Raw genomic sequence first — 12,219 nt, forward strand, 5'->3', positions numbered from 1 at the left:
AGAAAAAAATCCTTTTAATATTTAAACACATAGGAGTCTCTTGCAAGCACGCTGAGTTACCCTAAAAGTGTGCGAATTATTTTTAATTTCAGTTGGGTATATGGCATGTATTTAATGGGCAACTCAAACCAGAACGTTTTTTTCAAAATACTTTTGAAATGGCTGAATGTTTTAAAACCGGCTTCACCGTGATAACTTCCCATACCGCTTTCACCTACCCCACCAAATGGAAGGTGTGAATCGCAAATATGCATAATCACATCATTAATACACCCACCACCAAAAGAAACCTCATTGACAATTCGTGTTTGCAATTTTGAATCTTTTCCAAAAACATAAAGAGACAAAGGACGTGGACGTGATTTGATTTCTTGTAAGACCGGCTCGAGATCAGTAAAAGGAATAACGGGTAAAATTGGGCCGAAAATCTCTTCTTTCATGATTTCATCGGCAAAACTCACATCCTTCAGAATGGTTGGCTCAATGTAGTTTTCTGTGTCGATGACCTGTCCACCAGTGAATAGTTTTTGAGGATCAATGAGTTTTTTTAAGCGTTGTACGTGTTTTTGATCGATAATACGCACGTAACTATCGCTCTCAAGAGGATTGGGACCAATAATTTTGCTGATTTGATTTTTAAGCTCTGTTAATAAGGGTTGATAAATTTTTTCCTCAACTAAAAGATAATCAGGTGCAATACAGGTCTGTCCTGCATTTAAAAACTTGCCCCAGATAATTCGCTGTGCTGAAATTTTCAGATCTGCATCAGCAAAAACAAGACAAGGGCTTTTTCCACCCAATTCCAGGGTAATGGGTGTCAGGTGTTCTGCCGCAGCCTTAGCAACAATTTTACCTACAGTAGTACTGCCGGTAAAAAACAGTTTGTCAAAGCGTATACTAAGAAGCTCTTGAGTGACATCAACGCCGCCTTCTACGACATAAAGATAAGCCGGCTCAAAATTTTGATTGATTATTTTTGCTAGCGCTGCAGAAGTATGCTGTGGCAGCTCACTGGGTTTGATAATACTAGTATTGCCAGCTGCCATAGCGGCAATCAAAGGAACTAACGTTAACTGATAAGGGTAATTCCATGCTCCGATAATCAGCGTTGTACCATAAGGTTCTGGCAAGATAAAACTTTTTCCTGGTTGGTTTACCAATTCGGTGCGTGTTGCTTTGGGTTTCGCCCATTTGTGTACGTATTTAATTGCTTTATCAAGTTCATGATAAATTATGGCAAGTTCAGTCAAATACGTTTCAAATTGCGATTTTTTGATATCCGCATAGAGTGCCTCAGAGAGGAGTTGCTCATTTTGCTTAAGAATGGTTTTTAATTTCTGAAGTTGTTGCTTACGAAAATCAATTGCTTTCGCTTTTCCGCCAGCTGCAAACTTTCTCTGCTCTTCAACAACAGTGTGGATATTCATGAATGGATGCCTGTGTAAAAAGTATTTATTTATCAGTAGTTAAACTGTTTCATTCTAGTTAAATCCTTAAGGCATGGCCAGAGATTATTTATGTTTTTCAGTTGTGGTTCCCTGAATGCGGGGCATTGCTCGGTAGCCTGGTTGTCTGCAACTAGGCTACACGCAAAACTGACTTCTCAAGATTCTTAGCCTAAGGCGAATGATGTTTACTTTTCGAATTTAAAATTTCATCCTGTAATTCCATAACTTTCTCCATATACATTTCTTCTTTACTCAGTTTGTCCTTACATAATGCTTTTTCTGTGGGTGTCATTCTAAGCAACAATTGGATGTATGCATCTGTTGCTGTTCGTGTTTGTGTTGAAAAAGTTGTTGATAGGGTGCCTTTGGTAACCAGCTCAAGCAGATTCGGGTTAATCGAATGCCGGGATGAATCAGATTCAGCATCCTCTTTAAGTTTGTTTAAAGTGGTGCTCATTATTTGTAGAAACTGAGTTAATCCGGCAATGGGATTGGTTATTCCAAGTGACACTGCACGCAAAATGCTTAGGCATTTTTCTCTGCATAAATTTTCTAATAGATCATCCAAATCATTAACAAACGGAGGTAACTCAACAGTTGAATTCAGACTGTCCATAAGATGCGTATCCGATAATAAGCTCTTATGTTTTTCTCCCGTCTTGTAATTTTGATAAATGCTTTTATCAAGTAATGAGGGGGTGAAACTACTATGACAGGCCTCAGAAAGGCTTATATTTTTTCTGGTGGTACGCCCTTTTCCATGTTGCAAAGTGGTATGACCGTATGTCGGCAAAACCCCTGTTTTATAATAAGCAATTAAGGTATAAAAAAATAAATCAACACGTCGACTTGCATGCTCTATGATATTTCCTTTAGAGAGCTTAAGAAGTGCATTTTGATTCTGATGGTTTATTGTTAAGAAAAAATTTGAGTGTGGTAATTTAAGTGCAGCACTGTAATTGTCTTTGTAATCAAAACGGTGTCTTCTATCTGAAAATTGCTTGTGTTCTTCTGCTTTTAATTTTTTAAAAAAATGGGATTGGGGTTCTTTCGCAACAGGATTGCTTTCTTTTTTTGGGGGGGCGCTCATTGGGGTTATTTTTTTTGCCGAAGGCACCGATTGTGCTTGGGTCGTTTTAAATGTGGCGTTAGTTTGTTGTGTGGGTTTGGCAATCTTAAATAGTCGCTTCATCATAGGTCCCTCCGAGATTAGCGTGAACACGTTACAATTATTTATCAATGTGTTTCAAGAATTATCTTTGCATAAAATGACTTAATTTGGCAAGAGCATCAGTTTACTGACAGGTCTATTTTCTGATTTACGAGCTCTTTTTCTTGCTCGTTTTTTCTGTGGATTTTTTCTTTTTCATACTTTCTTTCAAAAGTGTAATAAAATCAACTACATCTGCTGAGCTTTCTTCAGCAATTTCTGCAGCATCCTCTTCTTTGATGACCGGTTGTTTGGCTATTTGTTGATCGAGCCATTTTTTCAATGTGTCACGATATTCATTATGATATTTCTCAGGTTGCCATTTAGTCGTCATTTCGTTGATTAAAGTAACCGCCATTTTTATTTCTGATGCTGAGATTTTGTAATTTTTAAAATCTTCTTTAGGAAGATCCATCTCTGTTTCTTCACGAATCTCATCCTTAAAGTGAATCAAATATAAAAGGAGGGCATCCTGATGAGGCAGGATTAAACAAATAGATTCTTTGGTACGGATAATGACTTTGGCAACACCTGCCTTATTGGTTTTTTTTAACGATTCTCTTAATAAAACATAGGCTTTTTTATTTTTGCTTTCTGGGATGAGGTAATAGGGCTTTATCAAGTAAAGACTGTCAATTTCTTGAAAATCAACAAATTCTTCAATGTTAATTGCTTTAAATAAATCAGGGCTGGCTTTTTCAAACTTTTTTTCATCAACCACGATATAACGGTCTTTTTCAAATTCAAATCCTTTGACAATGTGTTCCCAAGGAACTTCCTTCCCTGTTTTTTCGCTAACTCGTTGATAATGAACTCTTGATTTCGTTTTTTTATCAAGCAAATGAAATTTGAGATCATTTTGCTCTTCAATGGAGTACAAAGAAACTGGTATTGAAACTAGGCCAAAAGATATCTCGCCTTTCCAAAATGATCTAGGCATTGCTTAATCCTTTAATTACATTGCTTATTAAAGCGTAGACTATTTTTACAGGTCATATGGGCATATCACTCTGTTCTGCATGAGAAATACAGAGAAGTGGAAATTCTAAATATTTTTCTTAAAATTAAAATAATCAGGGTGAATGGAGTGGCACATGGGAATTGAGCCTTATCGTAAAAAAAGAAACTTTAATAAAACTCCTGAACCCAGTGGTGTTGTTTCTTCTGAAAATGATCATTTATTTGTGATTCAAAAACACGCCGCCAGCCACCTGCATTATGATTTTCGTCTTGAACTAAATGGGGTTTTGCTCAGTTGGGCTGTTCCCAAGGGCCCATGTTTTGATCCTTCTGTAAAACGGCTTGCAATGCATGTAGAAGACCATCCTCTTGAATATGGATATTTTGAAGGAGTTATACCTAAGGGCCAGTACGGTGCGGGCAATGTGATGTTATGGGATCAAGGCATTTGGAAACCACTTGATACGGATCCTGAAAAAGCGTATCGATCAGGACACTTGCGTTTTGAATTAGAGGCCAAAAAATTAAAAGGACGTTGGGACTTAGTGCGTTTTAAAGATGAAGCACACTGGTTTTTAATTAAATTTAAAGACAAATTTGCGCGAAAACTGCAAGAATATGATGTGACTGAAGAAGAACCAGATAGCGTGATGACTAATCTTTCTATAGATGAAATAGGGGAACAATACGGTAAAAGCAGCGAGTCGAATAAAAAAAAACTGAAAAATAAGCATCCACTAGAACTTTCTAATCACTTAAGTGTCAGTCCTTTCCCTGGGTTTGTTGCACCACAATTAGCTACGTTGGTAGATAAGGCTCCCGAGGGTTCAGATTGGGCCCATGAAATAAAATTTGACGGGTACCGAATTATTGCCTTGATTCATAATGATCATATCCACTTAAAATCGCGTAATAATATAGATTGGACCAATGATTTAGTATCTGTAGTTGATGCACTTAAAGAATTGACCTTGTCTCAAGCCATATTCGATGGAGAAGTCGTTTTACTTGATGCACATGGAAAATCTGATTTTCAATTATTACAAAATACAATTAAAGCAAACACTAAGGCGCCATTTATTTATTATCTGTTTGATATTTTGTATTACGATCAATTTGATTTACGAGCATTGCCTTTATTAAAGCGTAAAGCCATTTTAAAAAATATATTAGAAGGACAGGAGAAAACGCTTCGTTTTAGTGATCATATTATTGGAGAAGGTGATTTCCTTTTTCATCGTGCATGTGAACTCGGGCTTGAAGGAATCATTTCCAAACAAATTGATAGTCCTTATCTATCAGGACGCAGTAAAAGATGGCTTAAAATCAAGTCTTTGTTGCGACAAGAGTTTGTCATTTGTGGCTACTCTGTGCCAACGGGCTCTCGTAAATATTTCCGCGCATTGTATTTGGGAGTATATAATGAACAAGGAAAACTCGACTATACCGGAAATGTGGGAACGGGCTTCTCAGCGTCATCACTTAAGGACATTTTTTCTCGGTTGCAAAAAATTCTGACCCAGCAAAATCCTTTCAATAAAAAGATACCAGGTTCTCAAGGCGTCGTGTGGGTGCAACCCAAATTAGTGGCTGAAATTGAGTTCACGCATTGGACAGAGGGGGGGCATTTACGTCATCCCAGCTTCAAAGGATTGCGCCTGGATAAGAAACCTGAAGAAGTGTTGCGTGAGCAAAAGATTGTCGTGGTGGCGCAAGACAAAAAAATGAAAAAAGAGGCAACTCAAAATGCCAAAGCCCATTCCTTCAAAATAACGCATCCTGATAAAGTGTTTTATCCAGAGGATGGTATTACCAAAAAGGATTTATTGAATTATTACGAGTGTGTTTGTAATTACATAATGCCGTTTATCAACAATAGACCTTTATCATTACTGCGCTGTCCCGAAAACTGGCACGAGGTTTTTTTTCAACGTCATTATACTGATTCAACCCCTAAAACGTTAAAAGCTATTTCCATAGAAGCTAAAGAAGGTAAAGAGGAGAAAGAACCTTATGTTTATTTAGATACAAAAGAAGGGCTTTTCAGTTTGGTGCAAATGAATGTTTTGGAAATTCATCCATGGGGAAGTCTGGTTCATCATATAGAAAAACCAGACTTTATTGTCTTTGACTTGGACCCAGGGCCATCTGTTACCTGGGTAGGAATAGTAAAGGCAGCTTTTGAAATCAGGAAATATCTTGATGAGTTCAAACTCACTTCGTTTGTTAAAACAACCGGTGGTAAAGGCTTACATGTAGTGGTGCCCATTGAACCTGAATATAATTGGGATGAAGTAAAAAATTTCACGCAAGTCTTTGCAGAGTTTATGGCGCAAGTGAATCCAGACAAATACACAAGCACGATGGCTAAAGCAAAGCGAAACAGCAGGATATTTATTGATTTCTTGCGAAATCAACGAGGTGCTACAGCAATTGGCCCTTATTCTAGTCGAGCACGTATTCATGCACCTGTTGCAGTTCCCATTCATTGGGATGAATTAAGTAAAGAGAAACGAGATACGGAGTTCACAATTAAAACGTTGCCTAAACGATTAGCTTCATTAAAGACTGATCCATGGGAGGATTATTGGAAAATAAAACAATCTTTGCGTTTGAATTCAATTCTTTGAGTTTTTAGGCGGATGGGTACACTGCGTCGTCATCCCTGTATGTGCTAGGTTATTCGGTGACAAAAAAAGCTCAATAACCGTAGGCTGGGCTGCTAAGCCCAGCATGTAACAATGCGCTGAAGTATTTCTTTTCAATTGGGCTTCATAATGGAGTTTTGGGAGTAGGAGTTAACTTAGCAGATGCTGGGCTTAACAGCCCAGCCTACACCGACTGATACGCGGTAACAATAATTTAAATTGTGTACTCCGGCGCCCCACCTTTCTTATATACCAAAACAGTTCGTTCAAAAGACATAAATAATTCTTTATTCTGGTTAATTCCGCGTGTTTCTACGGTAATTATTCCTTGAGTTGGTCTTGATTTTGACTCGCGTTTTGCTTTTATTTCGCTTTCAGCGTAAATGGTATCCCCCTCAAATACTGGTTTTAGTAGTTTGACTTTATCCCACTCCAGATTCGCTACTACTTTTTTGGAGATTGTATTAACAGTCATTCCCGTAATAATAGCGAGTGTGAATGTGCTATCAACTATAGGTTTCTTCCATTCCGTGTGCTCCGCATAATGTGCATCAAAATGCACTTGGGCTGTGTTCATGGTCAGTAAGGTAAACCATATATTGTCATTTTGAGTAATGGTTCGTCCTGGTCTATGTTCAATAATTTGTCCTACTTCAAAATCTTCAAAATAAAAACCGAAGTCTTCACGCAAGCGATTGTTGCCAAGAGATCTATAGCTTTGATGTGACATATTCATTACCTTCTTAAGTTTGCTGATAATTTAAGCACTTCTTGGGCATGTTTATAGATAGGGATATCTATCATTTGTCCATGATATTGACATGCTTGGCCCCCAGATTGCTCGAAAAGCACTACAATTTCTTTTGCTCGCTCAATCTCTTCAGGGCTCGGTGCAAAATGTTGCTTTATGGGCGCAATTTGTTTTGGATGAATGGCTAGTTTTCCTTTAAACCCTAGTGCTTTAACCCGAATCACTTCCGAAATTAATTGTTCCTCGTTGGTAAAATCGAAAAAAGGAGAGTCAATGGCGGGAATGTGCGCCAGCGCAGCAGCTTGGACTATCTGATTGCGCGCCGACAAAAGAACATCCCAGCTCATTTGACACCCTATATCGACAGCAAAATCTGCTGCACCAAAGAGCAGACCAGAGACAGGGGTGTTCGTTACTATAGAGTTTAAGTTCAGCAAGCCTTTTGCTGTTTCAATCAATGCTAACAGCTTAATGTTTCGTGCTTCTAAATTGAGCACTTTATAAATGATATTTAACTCTTCGGCACTTTCTGTTTTGGGATATAAAATGGCATCAAAATAAATATCCTCTTGCTTGAACGCGAGTAAATCAGGAAGGCCTGCATCAGTGGTGATATGATTGATGCGTACAATAGTGAGTAACTCTGGATGTTTTGTTTTTAAAAACTGAATTATATGTGCACGAGCGTTGTCTTTCTCGTCAGCAGGGACGGCATCTTCCAGTTCTAAAATAAGGCCATTTGCTCCTGAGGCCAGTGCTTTTTCAAAAAGGTTTGGCTTATTTCCCGGAGTAAAGAGCAGTGCAGGTGAGAGTGATAAATCCATCTTAAATAAATCCTTGCTGTTTTGCTTGTTGTTCTAATTGCTCACGAAATGCTGGATGGGCAATTTTAATTAATTGGCGAGTTCGTTCTGTGGTGGAACGGCCTTTCAATTGTGCTACCCCATATTCCGTGACCACATAATCAATATCAAGTCGTGTATCTGTGGCGATTGAGGAGAGTCGTGGTACAATTCTGGATAGGGTTCCTTTTTTTGCGGTAGAGCTGCTGGCAATTATTGTTTTTCCACCTTCGGAATAATGAACGCCACGAATAAAATCCAATTGTCCGCCTACACCCGAAAATTGATGGCCAATAAATTCTGCATTGACTTGTCCGCTAAAATCAATCTCAATGAAGGCATTAACGGAGGTCATCATGTTATTCTTCCCAATCACGTTTGGTTCATTAACATAGGAGACTGGAAGGCAGAACATGGAAGGGTTATTGTTAATAAAATCATATAAATGTTTATCACCAATCGCAAAAGTAAATACATTGACGAAAGGATTTAATGTTTTATTGGCATTCGTAACTACCCCTTTCTGGATAAGCTCAATCATTCCGGAAGTAATGACTTCTGTGTGTATGCCAAGATCCTTATGATCACCTAATTGTTCGCACACTGCGTTAGGTACACCGCCTATTCCCATTTGAATGGTTGCTCCATTAGGGATTAAGGAGGTAATGTGTTGGCCAATTTGCCGATCTAATTCACTAGCAGGCTTTGAGGGCTCCTCTAACAATGCAGTGGTATTTTCGACTATGGCATCTATCTCACTCACATGGATTAACGTCGAGCCTGCTGTTCTAGGCATGTTTTCATTCACTTCAACGATTAATTTATTCGCGTAACGCGCCAGTTCAATAGCATAATCGCCGTTAGTACCTAAATTGAAATAACCAAATTGGTCCATAGGAGAGACTGTGACTATGAATGCATCCAGCTTGGTGATGGATTTAATGGTACCAGGATAACGACTAAAACTGATCGGAACGAAGTTGATATGCTTTTTACCTAAAGCATATCCGCGTTCAGCCAGTTCAACTTCTCCTTTGGACATCATCGAAGAGTAGGGTCTAATAATATGGAGCAATTCCTCTTGAAAAATTGTCTTTAGAGCCACATCACCACAGCGAAGATAGTAGACCTTTACCTCCTTGAGATCGCCTGCTTTTGCACGTTCAGCAAGAGCATGGCATAAGGCGGGAGGAGTCGAAACACGCATGCCCATGGAAATTACAGCCGTTGACGGAATCAGATTTACTGCTTCCTTTGCCGAACGTAATTTTTGTTGGTATTGTTTGTCACTGTTCATTTATCATCCCTAATAAAACACAAACGCAGTAAATTATTGATCAAGATTATTAAATGTCAATCGTACTAATTGCTCCAGTACTTGTGCGTCATGAGGGGCAACTACTTTTTCATCATTATCGAGGTAGCAAAAAATTTGTTTCACGTGTTGCTGCCATGTGGCAAATTTATGGGCATAGCTGAGTAGGGTTTTTTCTTCATAATTACCGGAGTAAGGCTCGAGATGTGGTCCATGTAATCGTAAGTAGATAAAATCGCTGGTGATAATCTCTGGACACTGATATCCCTTAAAATCATAAAAACACAGCGCAATATTTTTTTTAGCAAGTAAATCATAGACCTCCTGACGTAACCAACTTTTATTTCTAAACTCAAACGTATAATGAAATGATGTAGGTAAGGTCTCAATAAACTGTTCCAGACGCTCTAGATTAAAAGGCCAATAAGGCGGAAGTTGAAATAAAACAGGCCCTAGTTTTTCTTCTAATCCTTCAATTACCTGCAGAAAGTAAAGAGTTGTATCCCGAACGTCCTTGAGCATTTTTATATGTGTTAAATAGCGGCTTGCTTTACACGAAAAAATAAAGTGATCTGGAGTGGTTTCTTTCCATTTTTCAATGGATGTTGGAGAGGGTATGCGATAAAAACTGCTATTGAGCTCTACTGAGCCAAAGACACTGGAGTAATATGCCAACGTATCTTTTTCTGCAAGAGATGGAGGATAGAAAATTTCTTTCCAGCCATTAAAACTCCATCCCGAGGTCCCTATGTTAACGAAGGGCATTGCCATCTCCTTGCAGAACTATTCGTTTGGCGCAATACCTAGCATATTTAAACCACGGCTAATATCATCTGCGACTGTAGGTCTGGATAATAAATATTCACCGGTATGATCAGTCATTTCTTCCTGAGCAAAATTAAATGCATCTTCCCATTCGTCCTGAGTGTAATCTCCACGGCCTAAATACATTAAGGCAACTAAAGTTGCTTGTTGGTCGAGACGTAAATTATCAATGTATTCAACAGTTTCTTGATAAACAGGATCATTTTGATAATCTGCCAATACGTAGAATGCATCCATTTCCTCTGTGACTTCAGGAAAACTAACCTCTTCTTTTGCTTGAAACTGTCGTGCTTTATCAAGAAGATCACGAATCGTTTCTGTATCAATATTCAACATACTTATCTCCTTATTTCATATGTCTTCCAATAATTATCGCTTAAATAAAATATAGTTTATTACGTACAATCTACAAGCTGATTATTTTTACTTGCTGTAGTATTTGAGCGCGTACTCAATCTCATTTCGATAGTACGCTCATAACAAGTATTCTGGGCAGGATATATTTTAATTGTGTTGGTAGCCTGTTTTCTCTTCGAGCTCAGGTGCAAAACTAAAGTTTGCATATGTTTTAGGTTCTATTTGACTCATGGTTATTACTACATTTTCAAATAATTGCATGAGTTGGAGTTTATCTGCGTCTTGAGTCATATTGCTGATTTGGGCGCGAGCATCATGAAAGCTTGGCCAATCAAAGAGAGGTTTTTCTATATCAAAATAATGGTTGAAGAGATCAGTTGCTTGTTTGTGTAGCGAGTCTAATTGTGTAATTAATGGTCCGTAATGAGCAATATCATTTGTAAAATTAAAAAAGTAATTAAGTTTAGGATGAAAAGTAGAGACAGGTGTGAACACATTTTTGTGAAAACGTTCCATCAATTCAATTTTTTTGCTGTCCAACGGCATTGATTTAATGGAGTGATAAACATCCATAAAAAAAACAAAATCAAAGGAAAGCTGTTGCCCCAAATATTGGGTTTTGTTTAGGTAATAAGTTTTTGCAGCTTCCTCTAAACGCAGTAAATTATGTAGAATCATTAAATACATTAGTGTTTACTCATTATTAATCATGGTTGCTTATTGTATTGTTTTTTTTATTTTAATCAACTTGCCCAATTTAAACTCTCATTTTCAGGACATTATTCTTGATTAAGCGACTATAGAGTAACTAATTGATAAAAAAACGTTTTTTTAGGGTATTTTAAAAAATGCTGCATAATAAAAAGGGAAATAGTTATTGATTTATCTCATTCAATAACTATATTTAATATATTAAGTTACACGACATTTTATGATAGGGCGTATTGTTAACTAAGGAGGGCATTAACATGAAAAGCTCCAATGAGAAACACGAATATACTCCTAGAGATCATCTTGAAGCAGCTGCTAGCCAATTATTGACCGAAGGGAAAAAACGGGTAAATCAACTGTATGAGGATGGGGTATCTAAGGCTAATGAAGTGGAAGACAATGTCAAAGAGTACTCTGATCGTTTGGCAAAGAAAATACAGGATAATCCATTGACCTCTGTGTTAATCGCTGGCGGAATCGGCTACTTATTATCGCGGCTAATGAAAAAGTAATGGAAGCTTTAAAACAGTTAGAAGCTCTAGTTGCTGCAAAAGTATCTGTTATTAAAACAGCCTGGTCTTTAATGCGTCTTGAGGCAAAACTAGCTGGGCTCAGCGTTTTTCCCTTATTACTGAACATATGCATGCTGTTTGTGGTGTTAATTACACTATGGTTAACTGCAATGTTCTTAGTAGGGTATTTAGCGTTTTGGGCTTCTAATCGTTTTCTGTTATCCATTTCCCTAGTTTTATTACTCAACATAGGGTTTTTACTTGGATTGCTTAAGTATTTATCTTTTAACTTAAAATGTATGAGTTTTCCTAAGACACGAGAATATTTTTCCGAAAAGAGTGTAGAACATGAACAACTCGAGAAAGCAGATACTAGCACAAATTGCGCAGATGGACAGGATGTTACTGTCTCAGAAAAATGAAGTGGCTGGGCATCAAGCGTATTTTGCAAAAAGCAAGGTAACACGTTGCCACATAGCTACTTTGCTCTTGCTTGTTTCTGCTTTTTTTATAGGGTGGAAAGCGGCACGAAAGCAATGGAGTGGCAAGATAATGCAACAAGTAGTTGAAGTCGGAACATTGGCTTTGCTTAACTCATTTAAAAAAACATTGGTTGCCTTGTTTAGGCAATGAGTTGTTA

General features: G+C 37.8%; 13 protein-coding genes. 4 read left to right on the plus strand and 9 right to left on the minus strand.

Annotation, left to right across the window (positions count from 1 at the left end; translation table 11 throughout):
- Positions 1-56: 56 nt before the first annotated feature.
- The 3 genes from Lste_RS02195 to ku all read right to left on the minus strand — a co-directional run bounded on the left by Lste_RS02195 (position 57) and on the right by ku (position 3,598).
- Positions 57-1,427 (minus strand): aldehyde dehydrogenase, encoded by a 1,371-nt coding sequence (locus Lste_RS02195; RefSeq protein WP_058509452.1) that lies wholly within the window; start codon positions 1,425-1,427, stop codon positions 57-59.
- A gap of 190 nt (positions 1,428-1,617) precedes the next feature.
- Positions 1,618-2,643: a hypothetical protein gene (locus Lste_RS02200; protein WP_272947110.1), complete on the minus strand. Its 1,026-nt coding sequence runs from the start codon at positions 2,641-2,643 to the stop codon at positions 1,618-1,620.
- Positions 2,644-2,767: 124 nt separating this feature from the next.
- Positions 2,768-3,598 carry a non-homologous end joining protein Ku gene (gene ku / locus Lste_RS02205; RefSeq protein ID WP_058509453.1) on the minus strand — a complete coding sequence of 277 codons (831 nt, stop codon included), beginning with the start codon at positions 3,596-3,598 and terminating at the stop codon, positions 2,768-2,770.
- A gap of 154 nt (positions 3,599-3,752) precedes the next feature.
- Here ku and ligD point away from each other — a divergent pair, with 154 nt between their 5' ends.
- Positions 3,753-6,248, plus strand: a complete 2,496-nt coding sequence (ligD, locus tag Lste_RS02210) for a DNA ligase D (protein WP_058509454.1) — start codon at positions 3,753-3,755, stop codon at positions 6,246-6,248.
- Positions 6,249-6,480: 232 nt separating this feature from the next.
- Here the strand turns inward: ligD and Lste_RS02215 are convergent, their stop codons facing one another.
- From Lste_RS02215 to Lste_RS02240, 6 genes are all read right to left on the minus strand, one after another.
- Entirely contained in the window at positions 6,481-6,996 is a 516-nt protein-coding gene (locus Lste_RS02215) for a MaoC/PaaZ C-terminal domain-containing protein (RefSeq protein ID WP_058509455.1), read from the minus strand.
- Between the two features lie 5 nt (positions 6,997-7,001).
- Positions 7,002-7,841, minus strand: coding sequence for an HpcH/HpaI aldolase/citrate lyase family protein (locus Lste_RS02220; RefSeq protein WP_058509456.1), 840 nt, complete (start codon positions 7,839-7,841; stop codon positions 7,002-7,004).
- Between the two features lies 1 nt (position 7,842).
- Positions 7,843-9,156, minus strand: a complete 1,314-nt coding sequence (locus tag Lste_RS02225) for an acetyl-CoA hydrolase/transferase family protein (protein ID WP_058509457.1) — start codon at positions 9,154-9,156, stop codon at positions 7,843-7,845.
- A gap of 33 nt (positions 9,157-9,189) precedes the next feature.
- Entirely contained in the window at positions 9,190-9,939 is a 750-nt protein-coding gene (locus Lste_RS02230) for a DUF72 domain-containing protein (RefSeq protein WP_058509458.1), read from the minus strand.
- 18 nt (positions 9,940-9,957) lie between these two features.
- On the minus strand, positions 9,958-10,335 hold the full coding sequence (locus tag Lste_RS02235) for a DUF3775 domain-containing protein (RefSeq protein ID WP_058509459.1): 378 nt from the start codon (positions 10,333-10,335) through the stop codon (positions 9,958-9,960).
- A gap of 168 nt (positions 10,336-10,503) precedes the next feature.
- Complete coding sequence (locus Lste_RS02240; RefSeq protein ID WP_058509460.1) at positions 10,504-11,043, minus strand: hypothetical protein; 540 nt, start codon at positions 11,041-11,043, stop codon at positions 10,504-10,506.
- A gap of 281 nt (positions 11,044-11,324) precedes the next feature.
- On the opposite strand from Lste_RS02240, the gene Lste_RS02245 reads away from it, so the two are divergent.
- Genes Lste_RS02245 through Lste_RS02255 form a run of 3 tightly spaced genes read left to right on the plus strand, consistent with a single transcriptional unit; the run spans position 11,325 to position 12,212 of the window.
- Positions 11,325-11,579, plus strand: coding sequence for a hypothetical protein (locus tag Lste_RS02245; RefSeq protein ID WP_058509461.1), 255 nt, complete (start codon positions 11,325-11,327; stop codon positions 11,577-11,579).
- Positions 11,579-12,001 (plus strand): hypothetical protein, encoded by a 423-nt coding sequence (locus Lste_RS02250; protein WP_058509462.1) that lies wholly within the window; start codon positions 11,579-11,581, stop codon positions 11,999-12,001. The genes Lste_RS02245 and Lste_RS02250 overlap by 1 nt, the downstream gene beginning before the upstream one ends.
- The gene (locus Lste_RS02255) at positions 11,979-12,212 is read left to right on the plus strand and encodes a hypothetical protein (RefSeq protein ID WP_237760403.1); all 234 of its coding nucleotides are present in this window, start codon (positions 11,979-11,981) and stop codon (positions 12,210-12,212) included. Before Lste_RS02250 ends, Lste_RS02255 begins: the two co-directional genes overlap by 23 nt.
- The last annotated feature ends 7 nt before the right edge of the window (positions 12,213-12,219 follow it).

It is taken from the genome of Legionella steelei, assembly GCF_001468005.1.
Lineage (GTDB): Bacteria > Pseudomonadota > Gammaproteobacteria > Legionellales > Legionellaceae > Legionella > Legionella steelei.